Origin of the sequence: Acinetobacter genomosp. 33YU, from assembly GCF_001990725.1 — a bacterium.
Classification (GTDB): domain Bacteria; phylum Pseudomonadota; class Gammaproteobacteria; order Pseudomonadales; family Moraxellaceae; genus Acinetobacter; species Acinetobacter seifertii.
This window is the reverse complement of sequence record NZ_LFZQ01000002.1, coordinates 1-18,685: the sequence shown is the minus strand read 5'-3', so window position 1 is coordinate 18,685 and position 18,685 is coordinate 1. Positions and strand designations below refer to the sequence as shown.

Annotated in this window: 17 protein-coding genes; 10 read left to right on the top strand and 7 right to left on the bottom strand. The window is 33.5% G+C overall.

The window, feature by feature from the left end; translation table 11 throughout:
* Window position 1: 1 nt before the first annotated feature.
* The 3 genes from AC056_RS01465 to AC056_RS01455 form a co-directional block, all read right to left on the bottom strand.
* Complete coding sequence (locus AC056_RS01465) at window positions 2–1,696, bottom strand: efflux RND transporter periplasmic adaptor subunit (protein WP_077162516.1); 1,695 nt, start codon at window positions 1,694–1,696, stop codon at window positions 2–4.
* On the bottom strand, window positions 1,686–3,083 hold the full coding sequence (locus tag AC056_RS01460) for a TolC family protein (protein WP_081410790.1): 1,398 nt from the start codon (window positions 3,081–3,083) through the stop codon (window positions 1,686–1,688). Before AC056_RS01460 ends, AC056_RS01465 begins: the two co-directional genes overlap by 11 nt.
* A 583-nt stretch (window positions 3,084–3,666) precedes the next feature.
* Window positions 3,667–4,332, bottom strand: coding sequence for a TetR/AcrR family transcriptional regulator (locus tag AC056_RS01455; protein WP_077162678.1), 666 nt, complete (start codon window positions 4,330–4,332; stop codon window positions 3,667–3,669).
* Window positions 4,333–4,524: 192 nt separating this feature from the next.
* On the opposite strand from AC056_RS01455, the gene AC056_RS01450 reads away from it, so the two are divergent.
* The 5 genes from AC056_RS01450 (at window position 4,525) to AC056_RS01425 (ending at window position 9,951) form a co-directional block, all read left to right on the top strand.
* Entirely contained in the window at window positions 4,525–5,379 is an 855-nt protein-coding gene (locus AC056_RS01450) for a metal-dependent hydrolase (protein WP_019457366.1), read from the top strand.
* Between the two features lie 21 nt (window positions 5,380–5,400).
* Window positions 5,401–5,850, top strand: a complete 450-nt coding sequence (locus tag AC056_RS01445; protein ID WP_077162514.1) for a limonene-1,2-epoxide hydrolase family protein — start codon at window positions 5,401–5,403, stop codon at window positions 5,848–5,850.
* A gap of 222 nt (window positions 5,851–6,072) precedes the next feature.
* A complete protein-coding gene (locus AC056_RS01440; protein WP_077162513.1) occupies window positions 6,073–7,164 on the top strand; it encodes a DUF6670 family protein in 1,092 nt (363 codons plus the stop codon).
* 665 nt (window positions 7,165–7,829) lie between these two features.
* Entirely contained in the window at window positions 7,830–8,372 is a 543-nt protein-coding gene (locus tag AC056_RS01430; RefSeq protein ID WP_077162677.1) for a TetR/AcrR family transcriptional regulator, read from the top strand.
* 274 nt (window positions 8,373–8,646) lie between these two features.
* The gene (locus AC056_RS01425) at window positions 8,647–9,951 is read left to right on the top strand and encodes an MFS transporter (protein WP_077162512.1); all 1,305 of its coding nucleotides are present in this window, start codon (window positions 8,647–8,649) and stop codon (window positions 9,949–9,951) included.
* 95 nt (window positions 9,952–10,046) lie between these two features.
* On the opposite strand, the gene AC056_RS01420 is transcribed toward AC056_RS01425, so the two are convergent.
* The gene (locus AC056_RS01420) at window positions 10,047–10,484 is read right to left on the bottom strand and encodes a DUF2147 domain-containing protein (RefSeq protein WP_077162676.1); all 438 of its coding nucleotides are present in this window, start codon (window positions 10,482–10,484) and stop codon (window positions 10,047–10,049) included.
* An 834-nt stretch (window positions 10,485–11,318) separates the two neighbouring features.
* Here AC056_RS01420 and AC056_RS01415 point away from each other — a divergent pair.
* Window positions 11,319–11,789, top strand: a complete 471-nt coding sequence (locus tag AC056_RS01415; RefSeq protein WP_004702585.1) for a spore coat U domain-containing protein — start codon at window positions 11,319–11,321, stop codon at window positions 11,787–11,789.
* A gap of 200 nt (window positions 11,790–11,989) precedes the next feature.
* On the opposite strand, the gene AC056_RS01410 is transcribed toward AC056_RS01415, so the two are convergent.
* Complete coding sequence (locus AC056_RS01410; protein ID WP_004702576.1) at window positions 11,990–12,310, bottom strand: pyrimidine/purine nucleoside phosphorylase; 321 nt, start codon at window positions 12,308–12,310, stop codon at window positions 11,990–11,992.
* A 237-nt stretch (window positions 12,311–12,547) separates the two neighbouring features.
* Between AC056_RS01410 and AC056_RS01405 the strand changes: the two genes are divergently transcribed.
* On the top strand, window positions 12,548–13,018 hold the full coding sequence (locus AC056_RS01405; RefSeq protein ID WP_004702573.1) for an Lrp/AsnC family transcriptional regulator: 471 nt from the start codon (window positions 12,548–12,550) through the stop codon (window positions 13,016–13,018).
* 344 nt (window positions 13,019–13,362) lie between these two features.
* Window positions 13,363–14,544, top strand: coding sequence for a cystathionine beta-lyase (gene metC, locus AC056_RS01400; protein ID WP_077162511.1), 1,182 nt, complete (start codon window positions 13,363–13,365; stop codon window positions 14,542–14,544).
* A 215-nt stretch (window positions 14,545–14,759) separates the two neighbouring features.
* Here metC and AC056_RS01395 read toward each other — a convergent pair whose 3' ends face one another.
* Window positions 14,760–15,482, bottom strand: coding sequence for a type 1 glutamine amidotransferase (locus tag AC056_RS01395; RefSeq protein ID WP_077162510.1), 723 nt, complete (start codon window positions 15,480–15,482; stop codon window positions 14,760–14,762).
* Between the two features lie 748 nt (window positions 15,483–16,230).
* Between AC056_RS01395 and AC056_RS01390 the strand changes: the two genes are divergently transcribed.
* Window positions 16,231–16,443 (top strand): cold-shock protein, encoded by a 213-nt coding sequence (locus tag AC056_RS01390; protein ID WP_002054492.1) that lies wholly within the window; start codon window positions 16,231–16,233, stop codon window positions 16,441–16,443.
* Window positions 16,444–16,796: 353 nt separating this feature from the next.
* On the opposite strand, the gene AC056_RS01385 is transcribed toward AC056_RS01390, so the two are convergent.
* Complete coding sequence (locus tag AC056_RS01385; protein ID WP_039252003.1) at window positions 16,797–17,369, bottom strand: TetR/AcrR family transcriptional regulator; 573 nt, start codon at window positions 17,367–17,369, stop codon at window positions 16,797–16,799.
* Window positions 17,370–17,690: 321 nt separating this feature from the next.
* Here AC056_RS01385 and AC056_RS01380 point away from each other — a divergent pair, with 321 nt between their 5' ends.
* Window positions 17,691–18,554, top strand: a complete 864-nt coding sequence (locus AC056_RS01380; protein ID WP_077162509.1) for an iron-containing redox enzyme family protein — start codon at window positions 17,691–17,693, stop codon at window positions 18,552–18,554.
* Window positions 18,555–18,685 lie beyond the last annotated feature (131 nt).

Here is an 18,685-nt window from a genome sequence, read left to right as displayed (position 1 = left end):
TTTACCAATTTGACCAGATCTTTAATTTCATCCAGTTAATGAAATCTCGTGACCAGCGAAAGAGTAGATTGGTTTTACCCACTGTAATTTTCCCAACACCTTGCATACCAGGGGTTAGGGCAGGCGGAGAACCTATCCATGCAGCCTCAACTTTAAAGCCATTTACATTGTTTTGAACTGAAGCAACCGGAGTAATACGGGTGATACGAATTGGAAAAGTTTGATCTGGTAAGCCTGTTAGCTTTAAAACGCCGTTCTGGTTTTTTTGAATGAAGTGAATGTCTTTATCTGCAACATGTAAAATGACTTTATAGGCATCCTGTGATGCGATTTGGAATAATTCTTTACCATCTTCAACAGGTGTTCCAATTTGTTGAGCCCAGTCACCGTCAATAATGGTTCCAGTAATTGGCGCAGTCACTTTAGTTTGATTAATCTTTCTTTGAATGGTCTGGATTTTTGCCTCTTGTTGCTTAATCTGATTGGCAGCTAAACCACTATCTGTCAGATTCTGATCTGCCATAGCCACACGGAACTGATGTTGTGCCTGATCAAGTAAACTTTGTTGTTCAGCAATTTGTATTTTTAGATCAGTATTATCGAGTTGGATTAAGGCTTGATCTTTTTTAACCTTATCTCCAGGTCGGACAAAGACTGTTTGTATAAAACCTTGAGTTGGTGCAGAAATAATCCAGCGAGTTTTCCCTTCAACATTTAGGTTGGCAGTGACTAACTTATCAACCGGAATTAAAGTAATACACAGTAGAAAGACAACAATAAGGCCTGTAATAATTTTCCAAGCATAGTGACCTTCAGTACTGTATTTTTTTAATATATTTTTTCCAGACTTAAAACTATGTTGAAGAAGGCTTTGTTCGGATTGATACCAATGTTGTAAAAGCGGATGAATTAAATCGATATTGCTTTTTAAGTATAAGCTTAACGCATTATGTACTTCATATTGTTCAAAATCACGGTCTTTCGCCACTAAAATAGCCTGAATTTTTCCATGATGAAAAATAGGATAGGCGAACCACTGATATTCTTTGAGGTCATGTTGTAAAAATAATGCTTGTAATGCGATTTCATTGAGTTTTTGCATTTCTGCTGCTCCTTTTTCTGTCCATGACAGTTCAGAGGAGACAACCCATTTCACTTTATGAGCATCTTTAACTAAGAAATAATTTAATTGAATATCCTGATATTGCGCAAACTGTTTACGAATTTGAGTCGTGGTTTGATTGACCCATTCTTGTGCCGCAATTTGGAACTGTGTTTGATTAATGACATGTGCAAAAATTTCAAGAAGTTGTTCTGCTTGAATCGCATGTTGAAGCTTTTGACTTTGTTGCTCGTAAAATAACCACCCCATACTGGTTCGTATAAGTTCCAGCGTCGTTTCATGAATAGGTGGTGTGATGGATAACCCAAGATACGAGGACGAGCTAGAATTTATCAGTAAATAGCCAATAAGATAACCTTGTTCACTTTTTTGAATAGCAACAGGTTTATCTAGCGTTAAATGTTGTTTGATTACATTCCATAACTCATTAATCTGGGAGTCTTCAAAAGCATGGCTACCAAAATCTGTTAAATTTTCATAACAAACAGCCAATACATTAATATTCAGACGTTTAAGGTTAAGTAACCAGTGCTGAATAGCATCTGGTAAATTTTGTAAATTATTATCTGTCATAACGAGAACTTAATTGGGAAGAGGTTGAATAAAAAATATGGTCTATATCAATGATTTGCTGTTCAGTTAAAATACCTGTCGTAATTTTCAGTTTGATATAGTTTTGCCAAGCCTCATACCAAGCACTTAAACGTTCTTGTTTGTTTTCAAAATATTTTGCTTGTGCTTCCAAGACCTCAGCATTTACTCGCATTCCTACTTCATAGGCACGCTTATTGGCAATCCATGCTTTTTGAGATGAATCTTCGGCATCTTTCATGCCGTTTGCTTTATTAATTGCAGATAAAGTGCTGTAAAAGGCATCGAGCATCTGTGCTTTTTGTTTTTGAGTTGAGAGTTGTAGTTCATATCTACTTTTTTCTAAACTTGCTCTTTTCTCCTTAATTTTATAAGACGTTTCAGTGTTATACATTGGAATATTTAATTCAAAGCCATATAAGTAATCTAGGCCATTTTGTTTACTAGTAAACGCAGAATCTTGTGAGTCCAGATTTCTGGTTAATTTCGCAGAAAAATTTAAAACAGGATATCTTTCTGCTTCCGATTGTTTAATCTCACCTTTAGCTACATCTAGATTGAGTTCTGATAATTTAATTTGATTATTCTTCTCTAGTAGTAACTGATTGTAGTGTGCCTGATCGGTATATGAGAGAGGAGGGAGTTTTTCTAAAGATGTTTTATTTTCAATAAAACTGATGGCATCAGTTCCTATAAACTCGGCTAATATACTTTTTTCTTTCGCTATTTCAAAACGCATACTATTTTCTTGACTTTGCAGGGTAGATAGCTTTGCTTCTGCTTCTCTTAAATCAGTAATAGATACCATTCCCTGATTAAAATTTGCAGTTGCCATTTTCTTTTGTTCAAGAACTAAAATTTGCTGTTGTTGAATAAGGTTAAGCTTAGAGTTGAGATTTAAAATTTTAAAATACTGCTCCACAATATTTTGTAAGAGTTCATTGTAGTTTGCTTGTAGTTGCTCTAAAGCAATTTTCTCTCCAATTTTATTTGTTTTAATTGCTTCATCTTGAGATTTGTTATAAACGGGAATTGAAAACTGAACCGCATAATTTCGTGAGCGATAATCGGTTTCTTCGTGGGCTGGTTGTTTATTAAATCCCTTTTTCTCTTGAGCTGTAAAATTGATTTTTGGATCTTTACTGGCAAATGCTTGGTTTGTTTTTTGTTTAGCAATTTCACTTTGAGTATAGGCCAATGGTAAATGTGGAGAATATAATTTTGCTTTATTGAATAATGTATATAAATCATCTGCTTGAGCAGAATTTATTGCTAAAAGAGAGAGTGCCCCAGCAAATGTGTTTTGTAAAAATAAAGTGGTAAATTTGTTCATCATGTAAAAAATTGTATGTTTTTGTAATTTTCTCATAAAAATAATAAACTTGATAGAGGGATTGAAAATTGTTTTATTAAAATTATTTGGGATTATCTTAGTATTGAAGTAAGTAAATTAAAAAGGAAATTGAGTAATTAAAAATTTATTTAAGTTTTAATAAACTGAGTCATTGTTCTTATATTAAAATTTAATTTTAAATAAATAATTAAGTCCTGTTTTTATCTTGGAAGTGTTGATTAGTTAACATTTATAAACATAAGATTTTTAATTTAAGTTAATAAGTTTTGTTTTATAAATAAGATAAAGAACATAAATTTTAGTCAAAAATATAAAAAATTAGATTTCAAGAAAAAATGAAAAATAAATTCATAGGAAAATGTTGTACCTAATTTTTTTAAAAAATAACCTTGAATCATACAGCTAAAGCTTTTTCAGTTTAATTAGTAGCATGAGAAAAAAGGATTTTATGCTTTATTTCAAAGTACTATTCATATAGCAGCTAAAAAAGTCATTTTTAAACAATAAACTTATTGGTTCCTACTAAGTAGAGATAGGGTGATCTGACTCCATAAGCTTTGACACCTATTAAACGGTATTAAAAATACTAATTTCTAACTTATAACCGTTTATAGCCAATAGAAAATTGAATGAAATTAACAAGATCATCTTCAAGGTCTAATAGTTCGGTAAATTTGTTTTGGCAAATATAACGAAAGATAATTTCATAAGCGCCGCCAATGGCCGCATCGTAAAATAAATCTGGGACAGCCACCCACTGATCGGGCTGAGTCTTTTTAATAACGGTATGTATAGATTTAAGTCTTTTTCCTAATTCAGCGAAGAATAAGTTACGTTGTTCACGACAACGCTTCCCTGCATTTGGAAACTCGATTGCCCAAGCTTTGGTAAAGTCTTGTTCGCTATTACACAGATGTAAGTAGGCGCGGACGGAAGATCTAATCCATTGATCGGCATCATTACTCTCAAGTTTAATATCAGAGAGAACTTGTTCAAATAAAGCTTTTCTACCTAAAGCATCCGCGGCTAAAAAACAATCTTCTTTATTTTCAAATATTTCATAAAAAACCTGTTTAGATACACGTGCTCTTTTAACAATGTCTGTAATGGTTGTAGCGGTAAATCCTTTTTCTGCAAATGCACTAATCGCTGCTTTAACCAAACGACGTTGCTGCTTTTCACGTGTTTCTTCAGTTAACAGGCTGGTTCTACCTCTGGGTAAGCCTGCTGCTTGAGTATCGTAAGCGCCAGAGAGTTTTTCCACACTAAATCTTCTAATATTTTGAAATCTTGCTAAAACTAACATTAACCGCTTTTTGGCTCAAGATTGTTTTTTTAAACATTGAACCTTACAAATAAATATTTGAATTTCAATTGGATGAAAATTAGCTATTGACGGGAAATCTATTCCAATTTACAAAAGAACTAATTGGTACTTTTGCAAATTGGAATAAATATGACCACGCTAGAAGCAACTAAATCTAAACCGTCTTCGATAGCACATCGCTTAAAAGCTTCTTTTCCAGTTAGACGGTTAAGTTTTGATTTCACTAGTTCAAAGCGCTATTGGTTCGATAATGATCCTTATTTCACGCATTTAATGAATGCGATGTCAGCTATTTTTCCTCAAGGAGAATTAATGTTGATTGAAGCTTTAAGAAATGTTCGAGATAAGATTGATGATTCTGTACTTCAAGCAGAGATAAGTGCTTTTATTGGGCAAGAAGCAATGCATGCTAAAGAACATTTGGCATTTAACCGATATGCAGATGAACAGCAGATCAATATAGATAAATTGCAGAATGAAGTTAAAGCCTTATATGCCCTAATGCAAAAAATATTACCAAGTATGCATATCATGTCGATTGGCTGCGCGATTGAACATATCACCGCAACCTTGGGGGCTGAACTATTACGCAATGATAATTGGAATAATCGTTTGGTAGGTCCAGTTGCTGAACTATGGCTATGGCATGCGGTGGAAGAAAATGAACATAAAGCAGTTTTTTTTGATGCTTATGTCGCATCTGGCGGGGGATATTTATCACGTATTTTTTACATGACATTTGCAGGAAGTATTTTAATTTTCTTAATTGCAAATAACACCCGAAGACTACTCAAAGCAGATCAAGTACTTTCTTTAAAAGGTATCACTAAATTTTTTAAAAAAGGTTTGGGAAGTGAAGGACTACTGACAATGCAAACCGTTAAAGATTTTTTAGATTACTACCGACCAGATTTTCACCCTTTTGACCACGATACCAAAAAGTTAGAAAACCTGTGGCAACAGCGTTTAAACCTCAAAATTTAAACTTTTAGAGTAATACCTAAAATGAAAACAGCCTTAAACAGTGATGTAAGTAATATCCAAGCGCAATCTGAAGAAATTGTAGAACGCTTTCTAAATGCACTAATGCAACAAGATCATGTCACGATCAGCGAGTTACTCCATCCTGACATTGTTTATACCAATGTTTCTTTACCAACATTTAAAGGTGGAAAAAGGGTAGCTGGCTTGATAAAGCTCGCCCTGAGCAGCGCAAGAAAATTAAAAGTTAAAAATCATCAGCTTGTTGCTAAAGAAAATATTGTACTTACTGAACGTACAGATATTTTAGAGATTGGACCGCTACATGTCGGATTTTGGGTCTGTGATACATTCGAAGTTGAAGATGGAAAAATAATTTTATGGCGTGATTATTTTGATTGGCTAAATGTGAGTAAGGGACTAATCAGAGGATTTCTCGGAATAGGAATAAAAGCTTTACGTCCAAAAGTTTAGATAAAAAATCAATAAATGATTTCAGAAAGTAAGGCCAGCTTAATGCCATTTTATTACCCTTAATTCAAACAAACAAGCTTCATTCGAAATTTTAAAATTTGGGATGGAATTGTTAAATCTTAATTTTAATTAATGATTGTCCCTAAATGATATTTTTCTAACACTATTCAAGTTCTAAAATGGAACTTGATTTTAAGTGGATAAAAATAAAGGATTTTAAAAATGCTAATCTCAAGCCATAGAGTGCCAAGCAGTATTAAAGACAAAGCCAATCAAACAATTGCAAAGTTTTCTGGCTCATTGATGGGAGCTGTTACACCAGAGCGGCAAGCAACATTACCAAAAGATTTTGAACTCAGTCCACATACGCTTTATAAACGCTTTGGTAGTACGCATTACGGAGTCATGATACCCGATTTACCTGAACCATTCCGTTACTTGTCATGGGCTTCAGTATTGGGTTATGTAGGATTTACCATTACAGACATGCATTATCAAATGTCTAAAGATGGAAAAGGAGATACAGCTTCTTTAGTGCATGGAACGGCTTTATCTACCACATCTGAAGCCTATAGAACATTTTCAATTAAAAATGATATTCAGTTTAATCAAACTCCTTTTGCGATTAACTTTGATAATCAAACTGCCATACACGAAGACGGTGATGGATTTTTATTAATTACCAAGAGAGAAGACTTAGAGTTAGAACTTTATTTAAAACCTACACCAGCAATTTCATGGTTCGCGTACAGTAAGTTTTATAAGCACTTTAGTGTGCTAATGCAGTATGAAGGTCATATCAAACAAAAAGGCCATAGTAAGACAGTTCAAGGCTTATGCACACTTGAGTCTTGGAAAGCTGTAGCGACTTCAATGCTAAAGAACAAATGGTTAGTTAAAAATATAGAACTTCCCGTAAAAGTTTTTAGTTATCAGGTGATTAATATTGATCATGAACAGCAGTTATTGCTGGCTTTTATTTGCTACGAAGACCAGCCGATTTTGACCTCTGTTTACTACCGACATATAGATGGAACTTCAATTCAATACAACGGAGATATTCTTTTTGAAGTAACTACTCTTCAAAAAGAGCCACAGATTACTCCTGATAATTTTTCAGTGAATTTACCAAATACTTTTCGGTGGGTTGCCTATCACAATAAACAAAAGGTTTTAGATATTTCAGCACATGTAGACACTCCATATTGTTTCGGGTTGGCTGCTGGATTTGTTTCTGCCTATCAATGGGAAGGTGAGTTTTCTTCTCAAAAAATGAGTGGGCGAGGTTACTTAGAATATATAGATCGAAGATAAAAAATCATTTTAATGCTTAATTCTGTAGATAATGTTCTAACTCAATTGGAAAAAATATGTATTTTATAAATCCAATTTTACAATAACCTACTCATTGTTTAGCCTTACTTTTTTAATGATCTAATTTAAAACAAATGTCATTTTGTGTGCTTGACGCCAATAAACTTGGGCACTATTCTTTGCCTGCTGGCCACATTGCCAGTCGGTTTTAGCAGACCGTGATGAAAGATCGCATCAGAGTTATTCCGTCTGAGGAATACTCTTATGTGTAAACTCCTAGTCTCCTCCCGTAGCGGTAGGACGGGAGAGGGACACCTTCGGGTGTGCTGGTTATATCTTTCACCAGTCTGCTAACCCTTTCTCGTTCTGCCACCATAATTTCTATTCATGTCGGCAGAACTCCCAATAAAAAAGGAGTTGGCTTTGCACATCCATTATTTCTTGGCAGCCCTTGCCAAAAGCTATAACAACACAACTTAGTTTATTAACGAGTTTGATCGCCACTAGGCTAATCAGGCTTTAAATCGTCACGACCAAAAACTTAGCAACTATAAAACTTGAGATGTGCCAAGCACTGTCTTACGGCTTTGCTGTGCCTTTTTTTCTCCCAAAAGGGCACAGTTTTTTTCATTTAGAAACAACAAGAATTTTATAACGGTAAAACTATGCGAAATTTAGAAACCTCTTCCAAAAAACTACATGTCGTTCAAACCACCATACAACTCATTACGATACATGGGTTTCATCATGTAGGTGTGGACCTGATTGTTAAAGAAACCAAAATTGCCAAAGGTACGCTTTACAACTATTTCCACTCTAAAGAACGCTTAATCGAAATGTGTATTGCCTTTCAAAAGAGCCTGCTCAAAGAAAAACTGCTCTCTATTATTTATTCAAACCATTACCGAACACCAATCGATAAACTCAAAGAAATAGTGGTTTTCCATGCCCATTTAAACAGTCTGTATAACTTTTTACTTAAAGCTATTTTTGAAATAAAACTGCTTTACCCGCAGGCATATCGCATGGCAGTTGAATATCGAAAATGGCTGCTCCATGAAATTTTTGATTTGATTTTTAGCGGTGAAATTCGCGAGCCAAAATTCGATGCTCACATGGTGGTAAACCTGATAGATGGTTTGTTGCTACAAGTTTTAAGCTCAAATAGTTTGGAAGAAAGAGATGCAGTAATGGAGCATTTTTTTTAAATATCTGTCTGAATTTTAAAATAATGTAAGTAATAGCATGTATGGTCTGCTTGATTTTTGCCAGATAAGCAGACCAAAGGCTGCTTGCAATAAGATGACGTGATGAATTGGGGAAATTAAAAATCCAACCTAATGCATTGTTTATATTATAAAAAATATTTTTTTGACTTTATGTGAGTAATATTGCTATTTTTAATTACGCAAGTCGTAAATAAATTACGAATAACGTAATTAAATGGATTAATTTAAAGCATGTCATGGAGAAGGGAATACCATGAAAGAAGTTGCATTAAGTGATTTGATCAATCAGCAAAAAGTTGGACGTTATCAAAAATTTATTCTGATCACCTGTTTATTACTCATGATTATGGATGGCTATGACATTCAGTCTATGGCTTACGCAGCCCCAATGATTATAGAAGACTGGGGTGTTCAAAAAACCATGTTAGGGGTGGTGTTTAGTGCAAGCTTATTTGGTTTGTTTGTCGGATCATTTTTATTAAGTTCACTTTCTGATCGTTTTGGTCGCCGTCCGATACTACTCATTTCGACCTTTATGTTCTCGGTATTGATGCTGTTAACGCCCCATGTCGGCAATATTGAGCAATTGACCGTAATCCGCTTTGTTACAGGAATTTTTTTAGGCGGCATCATGCCAAATGTGATGGCTTATAGCTCCGAAATTGTTCCACACAAATCTCGTATTTTTACCATGATGGTCATTTCTTGTGGCTATACGGTAGGGGCAATGTTGGGGGGCGGTATATCCGCCTTACTCGTTCCTTGGGGCGGTTGGCAGTCGATTTTTTATTTTGGCGGTATTATCCCTTTAATTATTTTCTTTATTACATACTTTAAGATGCCAGAATCTTTATATTTTCTGAGTGAAGATAACAAAAACACGCCTAAAATTTTATTTTGGTTAAAGAAATTTTATCCTGCATTAACATTCAATTCACAAATAAAAATCATTAATAACACTGAAGTCGAGGTTAAAAAGTCGCCGCTTGAATTGTTTAAAAATCAGCGCGCATTTTTTACCTATTCTATCTGGATCATCAGTATTTTAAATATGATCAGTCTCTATTTTCTGGCGAATTGGCTACCCACCTTAGCCAAAGAGTCAGGTCTTTCATTAAATCAGGCATTAATGATTGGTTCCACTTTACAGTTAGGCGGGACGATTGGTAGTGTTGTGATGGGACTTAAAATTGATAAGACAGGATTCTATAAAGTACTCATTCCTGTTTTTATCGTTGCCGTGATGAGTGTTGCTTTAATTGGTTATGCTGTTAGCCATATTGCTTTACTATTTATAATTATTTTTATAGCTGGCTTCGCAATTGTTGGTGGGCAGCCTGCTATTAATGCCTTATCTGCAAGTTATTATCCAGTTTCACTTCGTACTACAGGAGTAGGTTGGAGTATTGGAATTGCTCGTTTAGGGTCGGTTATTGGGCCGCTATTTGGTGGGTATCTCTCTCAATTCTTGGTCATTACCCATTTGTTTGTGATTGCTGCAATACCTTCGCTATTCGTCATTATCATGCTGATTGTTCAGGCTAAATACCGATCATAACAATGTCTACACACATCATTTATATAGTGCACATATAGACCGTAATTATGATCGGTGAGTAGCTAAAGAGAGTGGGTCACAAGCTAGTTCAAGAGTTATTTAACTCGATACCATGTTTGGTTACGGCCAATTGCAGAAATACCAATGTAGCCACGCGCGGTAAGTTTTTCGCCGTCTGGTGATACAGTTACGCTAAAGCGATAAGTTTTATCTGACTGAGGGTCGAGAATAGATCCTTTGTCATATTTATTTTTACCTACGCTTTTTAAATTTTTGACAATGGTTAGACCAACTAAAGATTTGTTTTTATAAGTGCCTTCACACATCGTACATTTGTTGGCTTCATTTGGAACAAGGATTTTTTCAATGTTTGCGGTAAGAAGCCCATTTTTATCTTCACTAAATTTTACCAGTGCTCTAGGCTGATTTGTTTCATCATCAATCGTTTTCCAAACACTGCCATGTAGTTTGTCCGAAGCAAATGAATGTATCGAATAGAAGCTAAGTAAAAGTAATAATAAATATTTTTTCATATCCATGATTTCTCAAGTTAAAGGTAGATGGTTTTAGTCACTAGAATTATTCATTTTAAATTTAACTTCACAGTTTTCTTAGTATTGAATCTATAAACTAAACAATATGTAAAGTTATATTTTATTGGGCTTTATATTATTTTGATCACCCTTTTTATGCAATTGCGAGAATGTACAGAATTACTCAGTCTCAAAATTTCTCAAGCTGTATGGCGTGTAAAACCAACATGGTATTTCATCACAGCTAATGATAATGTCTTTAAGCCTTGAATATAGGAATTAATTTCAAAGCAGACTCACTCAAGTGCAATAGTAGTCAATCCGAATCATTCATCACTAATTTCTCAGATAGATCAAGTTTCTAAGCTTATTGATAAAGCAGCTAAAATCTTTAAACAATAAGGAATAACTGATTGTTTTTTATTGTCTTGTACAGATTGCTTTAGGAATATTTGCAAAAACCTCTAATTGTTAAAAATTTTATATGAGTTTGTGGAGCGACATTTTAATAACTTGAATACAAATATTTTATCTAAAAATATAATCATAAAACTTTAATTTTTCGGAAGATTAATTGAGTAATTCTTAAATAAGTGAAGAAATGTAATTAATACAAATAAAAAACATCAACTACTTTTTAAACTAAATAAATTACGTTTAATTCATCACAAATTATAAGAATAATATGAAAATCATGTGATTATTATCGATTGACAGTATGCAATATTAAGCTTTATAAATAAAACGAACCTGAAAAAACTGTTTCTTTAGTAAAACAGAAAAATGACATTATAAATTTGAAAAGACATTAGAACATAAAGATAAGGAGAAGAAATGAAACTCATTAAACACGCCTTATTTTCTCTTATGGGAATACTCTTAATAAATAGTGCAGAGGCTGCAAGCGCATCTACGTCATTAAAGGTTAGCTTAACTATTGTAGAAAGTTGTGAAGTCTCAACACAAGGAAATTTAGATTTCGGTTCAGTTGTACGTGCGCAGCCAGTTGCTGCCGCTAGAACCGATGTAACTGTCCAATGTAACCATAATACACCGTATCAATTGGCCGTAACTTCCGACAATAATTTTGAGCTTAAATCTGCTACAAGTCCTGCCTCTGTCGCATATATACTGTATCAAGATGCAGGGCATACTCAAATTTGGGGAAATGTAGCAAGTAAAATGCACTCTGGAATCGCAACAGGAATGAAAGAAAATATTCCTATTTATGGAGTAATTCAGTCGAGTACCAATGTGCAGGCTACAAAGTATGAAGACTGGGTTCGAGTGAATGTCGTCTACTAATCGCAGCTCTGCAAGGTGTAATCAATAAGACCTTGAGAGCTGTATAAATGATTTTATTTGTTGGTGAGCCATTGAATTGAGGTATCAAACAGTTTTAAACCATCGTCAGATAGATTGGTAAACGTGTCGTTGTTAAGAAAAGATAAATATATTCATAGGAAAACCACATCCTATAAAAGGTATGGCTTTGTAGTGTTGATTCATTCTAAATGGCAGACGTAATCAATAACTTCATCTGTAATAATTTTAAATTTACTATTTTCGGGAACATTAAAAGATTCACCACTTGAATAGACTTTAGTATCCGGATCATCGCCAATTTGAACACTACATTTGCCTGAAATGATCTCAATGCGTTCTGAAACGTGGGTTTTAAAAGTTAAAGCTTTTTCTGTTGGAAGAATTACTCCTAATGTCTTTTTTGTACCATCTTCAAGTTCAATAACATGACTAATGGAGTGTCCCTCGTAATGAACATTCGCTTTTTTTGTTATAGACACAGCATCAAATTGATTTGGCATTTTTCTTGTCTCTTTTATTGTACCGAATATGTACAAGATAATAATAAAAGCTCATCTAAACTTTCAAGCTTTAAAAATAGATTATTAAGTGAACAATACAAATAAATGCGTCTCGAATGCGCGGAGATCATTTAAAACATAGGTAAATATTTTTTTATTAAAATTAGAATAACAATCTAATATATTGTTCATTGATTTGATTTATTGCAAATACATAGTGCAGAGAAGCTTGAAGGTATGAAGTTAAATTTAGATAAATATGACCGTGTAATATTAGATCTTCTACAGAAGGACTGCACATTGGCAATAGGTGATATTGCGGAAAAGGTGGGATTAAGCAACACGGCTTGTTGGCGCAGAATACATAAAATGGAAGAAGAGGGTATTATTCGTGCAAAAGTCGCTTTGCTAGACCGTAAAAAACTCAACATTAATGTGATTGTGATGGTGTTTATTAAAACAGCACAACACAATATTGAGTGGATTCAAAAATTTCATTCTCATATCTATAGCATCGATGAAGTGATTGAGGTGTATAGAATGGCAGGTGAAACAGATTATTTACTTAAAGTTGCTGTATCGGATGTTGCCGAGTTCGATAAAGTTTATAAAAAATTAATTGAAATTAACGGATTGGCCGATGTGAGTTCTAGTTTTGCCATGGAGCAAATTAAATATACGACAGAACTTCCTTTAAATTTTTTCTAATAAAAACTGCGAATACTATTAAAAATTCAGGACCAGCAAAAATGCTAGAAGCTAAACCTTATTTACGTTCGGTACAAATTAAAGCAAATCATGGATGAAGAATAGTGTAAAAAGTGCATTTTATAACAGCAAGTTCGAACAACAAGCAGATCAACACAAAGTACGCTATAAGATAATATTTTACTCTAGAAATGAATACCGGATTAAAATTCTAATTTTAAGTAAAAATAGGAAATAAAAACCTAATATAAAGATAAAAAATAGAAAAGATTAAAATTTATATCCATTGAAATCTCACTATCATGAATTGGTAATAAAGTTGATACGTTTCTTGGAATATAAAAGTGAATCAATTCAGCACAGATGTCATTAATTTAGGACGAACACCCGAGCGCTTTGATGGTCTAGTCAATACACCTGTTTTTCGTGGTTCGACTATTGTTGTAAATAGCTTTAGTGAGTGGGAAGAATTTAAACGCAATGGTGGTGTGTATCGACATTACGGCCGTTTCGGTGCTGCAACAGCTAAATCTTTTGAAAGTGCAATCAATGCACTTGAGGGTGGTGCGGGTAGTATGGTGTTTCCATCTGGGTTATCGGCATGTACACATGCACTTATGGCTTGTGTAGAAGCAAATAGTCATGTTTTGATTGCCGACAACATCTATGGCCCAACGCGAAATTTTGCTGACAATATATTAGTCAGAATGGGGGTAAGCGTTGACTATTTTGACTCTACTAACCTTGAGGCATTAACTGAAAAAATTAATCATCGTACTAGTGTGGTGTTTATTGAATCACCGGGTTCAATGACATTTGAACTGAGTGATGTTGCGGCAATTTCTGCAATTAGTCATCAATATGGCGCAAAAGTATTAGTCGATAACTCTTGGGCAACGCCGTTACTTTTTCAACCCTTAAAGCATGGTGCTGATATTTCTATTCAGTCCGTAACCAAATACATTGGTGGCCATTCTGACATACTCATGGGCGTGGCTACTGCAAATGCCGAAACATACGAGCAACTCACGAAAACAGGTCATTTGTTTGGAGAGACCACAAGCCCAGACGACATTTATTTGGCTTCACGTGGCCTGCGAAGTTTGGCAGTAAGATTAAAACAGCATCAAAATAGTGCTCTAACTATTGCTCAATTTCTAACAACACATCCGGCTATTAAGGAAGTGCTTCATCCTGCTTTAGAAACAAGCCCATATCATGATTTGTGGCTAAGAGATTTTCATGGTTCATCTGGAGTATTCGCTTTTTATTTAAAAGAATCTAAACCTTCTTATGTGCAAAAATTCTTTGATTCGTTGCAATTATTTCACATTGGTTTGTCTTGGGGTGGATTTGAAAGTCTGATTTTACCTGTTGGACAAGCTTATCGAACCCATACCAATCTACCTAAAGATGGTTATTTAGTACGTTTAAATATCGGACTAGAATCGGTGGTCGATTTACAAAAAGATTTGGAATATGCACTAAAGTGCGCAGAACAAATGCTTGTTGAAAGTGTTATATAGGTATCTTAAAGTCTAAAGGCTAACTTGGCACATCAGCCGCTTTATGTGTGACAGGGGCTATTATTTTATTAGATATTGTATAGCGACCATCTACTAATTGGGATTCTGTTGCTGCGATATTATGTTCGTTTACTGTCGGTGCAAAAGTGAATTTAAACTTTATAGATCATCTAATTTTATGAAAGAAAGCCCTATTAAAAGGGCTTTGCCATCATTTAGCTAAGTTTTAAATACTCATCTTTTAATTTATCTAGGAAAATAAACAAGTTTTGGTTCATTTCTTGGTAGTCATGACTCCTCAATTCTTCTCGGGTATTAACAAATTTATAATCATGAGCTTGATTGAGTTCAGTTGCTGAATGTTGAATGAGTAATTCAATAACTTCAGGCGTTAGTTCCATATGACATTGAAAACCATAAACTAATTTTGAGTATTCAACGATTTGTCGCGGACAACCTGCACTAAAAGCAATAATTTTTGCATCGCTGGTTAACCCGGGCATATCATTGTGCCAGTGGCCAACTTCTGTCATTTTTCCTAAATGTGAAAATAGAGAATTTTTAAAACCGTACTCTGTCAGCATAATAGGAAACTTACCAATTTCTCTTTCAGGGCTATGTTCAAACTTGGCACCTAAAGCTTCACCAATGAGCTGTGAACCTAAACATACCCCTAAAACGACTTTGTTTGCTTGGATAGCTTTCTTAATAACCGCTTGTTCAGCGAGTGAATTAAAATGAGGACATATTTCAACTGTAGTATCTGGACTTTGTGGGCCACCCATCACGATCAGGAAATCTATGTCTTCAACCGTAGAAGGTAAGGGGTCATTTAAATACACTCTTGAATATGTCATTTTGCAGTGATTATTTTGACCCCAAATTTCATATGCATCAGGTGCTTCAAAATCTTCATGAACAATAAAATGTAGGTGCATGATAGTTCCCTAAATTTAAAGAAGGTATAGATAGGTTTATTGCTAGATCTAAGCCAAAGATAGGTTATGAAGCTTAAGGGCTAGTGAACACATCCAGTTTTTCAAAGTTATATGGTCCAGTTTGGTATATTCTTTGCAGTTGTTGCTAATTCGATTATTTGAAAAAAAGAATATAAAATAAAAATAATCATTTAATTTATTTAATAATTTTAAATTATATTTAATTTTTCTTGTTGTAACTGTGATTTAAAGATAAATTTCTTAAATATTTTTATTTATGTGCTTATTCAAAAAATTAATAAGTGATAATGATTTTTAACATTATATAAAAATATACTTAAAAATTGTAAGTTGTTGTATTTGATAAAGACTATGAGTCTGTTTTTTTATTCATTATTTGTAGTTATATTTCCATTTAGTATAGTTTTAAAATTTTAAACTATTAAATAGAAAATTATTTACTATTTATTTATATAATAAATTGTAATTGTTTTTTACAAATGTAAGCGAATGTTTGCTGTAGAATCAGTAAATTAATTTATATAAATTGCTTGAATAAGTGTTCTTTTGATGTATAATGAAGTCAACTAGAAAAAAGACTTATTAGTTTAGTAAATCCTCTTTTAGTATCGAAGCTTTATTCATAATCCTCCGTTTTTAAGATCTTAAGCTCAATTCGTTATTTTTTCCAAGTTAAACCCGTCATGTCTCATGGCACAAGTTCTTAAAAATCAATAGGATGTATATCATGTCTAACAACACAGCTACTGGTACAGTTAAGTGGTTCAACGAAACTAAAGGTTTCGGTTTTATCCAACAAGATTCAGGTCCAGACGTTTTTGCTCACTTCAAAGAAATCGCTTCTTCTGGCTTCAAAACTTTACATGAAGGTCAACGCGTGACTTTTAATGTTGTGCAAGGTCAAAAAGGCCCTAGCGCTACAAACATTATTCCTCAGTAATTAGTACTGTAGAATAGAAAAAGCCCTCATTTGAGGGCTTTTTTATTGACTAAAAAAAGAATAATTTCATCTTAGTCCCATCAAACTCTGATCAAGTGTTGTCTGAATGCTTTGTAATAAGACTTTTTCATGAAGAGAAATGGATAGTTTGACGAAAAATTTTAAATTGAACCTGTTAGCTCAACGATTTCTTATGATGAAACTTAAAAAATCGCTGAATCGTATGAGAATAATATAAGAGGTATATAAAACCTTATATTACATTGAGTAAATATAAGGCTTTAATAAATTTGATGTTAACTGAAATTTTAAAAGAGATCTTTTAATTGATGTAAAAATCTCTTTTATATAATTTAACTAGCGATGCGTGCTTCTGTTTTTTCAAGCTCAATTATTTTAATAATATAAGACCATGTTTTTTCCCGATTAACTAAACCTTTATCAATTGTGCCATCAATAATAATGCCATCAAGAATATTCAGAAAGAGTGTAGTTAATGCTTCAGGATCCTCAACATAAACTTTAATTAATATCGAAAAAACAAGCGTATAGATCCATTCACGATAGTCGTTAATAGGATTTTTTACTGAAGGATAAACTTGTACAACTTCCATGGTAGCCTTTTTAAATAAGCAGCCATTAAAATCATCGGTATAAATCCAGTCAATATACCAATCAAATAAACTCCTGAGCTGAACTAAAGGCAAATCTTTAGTATTGATTCTTTCTAATATAGCTGCCTGAATATCTGAATTTCTCTTGTAAAGGCATGATTCTATTAAATTTTCCTTGGATGGAAAATATTTATAGAATGTCATTTTTGCTACATTAGATTCAGCAATAATTTTGTCAATTCCAATGCCGTTATAGCTTTTCTGATTAAAAAGGGCTATAGCTGTTGTTATAATAGTGTCTCTTTTTGACATCAATTTCCCCATTGTAAACTTTTGAATTCCGTTTCTTTTTAAAGTGGTCTCTTATAAAAGTTAATTTCAATCATATTGAAAAGATTGTCGTAATACAACAGATAAAATAATAAAAATGACAATATTTTTTGCTATCAATTGTTAATTAATTTATTAAAAAAATTTATTAAAACATGGATTGATTTGTGTAAATAATAAACCTAATATCGAATTGTTTAGGGATGAGTATACAATTTTATTGAGTAGCAAATGAATGCGCAATTAAAATAATGGAGAACTCAAAACCTAACTATAAGAATTAATTTGTTATTGAGAATGATTATGTCAAAAAGATTTGAAGATTTTAATAATCCAAGACAAAAAGCTTTACTGGGGATGAAGAATAGTATTCCTTCACAACAGTGGGAAGAAAATCTAGCATTTCTCAAACAATTAAGAGAAAAAATCGCTAAATTACCAGTATGTACACATCCAGCAATTGAAATTTTAAATAACGGACAGCTTGATAAATTTACCTTAACAAAAATTCATTTGGAATATCGTCACGCTATTGTACAAGTATTTACGGATGCTTTATTAATGGCTCAATTTCAGACTAAGCAATTAGAACCGAAACTACACTCTGGAGCTAAAATGTTCCCACGTGTTTTATTAAGTTTAAATATACTAGATGAATTTGGTTTTAGACCTGGAACAGACCAAGATAATTATTATTTAGGTAATCCTGAATATGCACATTATCCACTTTATGAAGATTTACTTAATGATTATGGTCTAAATGAACAGGATCGAAGATCATACCATCCTTCAAAAATCGCAGATCAGGTAAGAACGTTTTTAGAATCTTCATACGATAGTTATATTAAAGTTGTTGCATTGCTTGCTGTTGCAGAAGAAGAAGTCATTCTTTTTAGTCCTCCGCTACGGGAGGCGACTAAGGCTGTTGGAATTGAGGTTGAGGGTGGTGGCTATTACCATGTACATGGTGTATCAACTGACGAGACATCAGAAGCAGCAGATGATGATCATGAAGATGACTTGTGGTTTGCATTGGCTCAAGGCATAACCAAAGATGACTATGAAAGTCTTACCGAGCTATGTATGGAGTACTGTGCTTTATGGAATGAATTTTGGGATGCCCAAATTGCTTATGTCGATTTTATGGAGACAAAAAAACTGGCATAAACTTAATATTCCATTCCGAATGCTTCACGAAAGCTTATCCAATAGTGGGTAGGCTTTTTTATTGGTGATTTTTATCTTAATTAATGAACTCTTATGTAATACCGTATTAACGTAAGCGTCCGCTGAATCCC

What these genes read in the sequence shown, in the direction of transcription:
- AC056_RS01465 (WP_077162516.1), bottom strand. Translation starts at nt 1,696, where the DNA reads ATGACAGATAATAATTTACAAAATTTACCAGATGCTATTCAGCACTGG.
- AC056_RS01460 (WP_081410790.1), bottom strand. Translation starts at nt 3,083, where the DNA reads ATGAGAAAATTACAAAAACATACAATTTTTTACATGATGAACAAATTT.
- AC056_RS01450 (WP_019457366.1), top strand. Translation starts at nt 4,525, where the DNA reads ATGACCACGCTAGAAGCAACTAAATCTAAACCGTCTTCGATAGCACAT.
- AC056_RS01445 (WP_077162514.1), top strand. Translation starts at nt 5,401, where the DNA reads ATGAAAACAGCCTTAAACAGTGATGTAAGTAATATCCAAGCGCAATCT.
- AC056_RS01440 (WP_077162513.1), top strand. Translation starts at nt 6,073, where the DNA reads ATGCTAATCTCAAGCCATAGAGTGCCAAGCAGTATTAAAGACAAAGCC.
- AC056_RS01430 (WP_077162677.1), top strand. Translation starts at nt 7,830, where the DNA reads ATGCGAAATTTAGAAACCTCTTCCAAAAAACTACATGTCGTTCAAACC.
- AC056_RS01425 (WP_077162512.1), top strand. Translation starts at nt 8,647, where the DNA reads ATGAAAGAAGTTGCATTAAGTGATTTGATCAATCAGCAAAAAGTTGGA.
- AC056_RS01420 (WP_077162676.1), bottom strand. Translation starts at nt 10,484, where the DNA reads ATGAAAAAATATTTATTATTACTTTTACTTAGCTTCTATTCGATACAT.
- AC056_RS01415 (WP_004702585.1), top strand. Translation starts at nt 11,319, where the DNA reads ATGAAACTCATTAAACACGCCTTATTTTCTCTTATGGGAATACTCTTA.
- AC056_RS01410 (WP_004702576.1), bottom strand. Translation starts at nt 12,310, where the DNA reads ATGCCAAATCAATTTGATGCTGTGTCTATAACAAAAAAAGCGAATGTT.
- AC056_RS01405 (WP_004702573.1), top strand. Translation starts at nt 12,548, where the DNA reads ATGAAGTTAAATTTAGATAAATATGACCGTGTAATATTAGATCTTCTA.
- AC056_RS01395 (WP_077162510.1), bottom strand. Translation starts at nt 15,482, where the DNA reads ATGCACCTACATTTTATTGTTCATGAAGATTTTGAAGCACCTGATGCA.
- AC056_RS01390 (WP_002054492.1), top strand. Translation starts at nt 16,231, where the DNA reads ATGTCTAACAACACAGCTACTGGTACAGTTAAGTGGTTCAACGAAACT.
- AC056_RS01385 (WP_039252003.1), bottom strand. Translation starts at nt 17,369, where the DNA reads ATGTCAAAAAGAGACACTATTATAACAACAGCTATAGCCCTTTTTAAT.
- AC056_RS01380 (WP_077162509.1), top strand. Translation starts at nt 17,691, where the DNA reads ATGTCAAAAAGATTTGAAGATTTTAATAATCCAAGACAAAAAGCTTTA.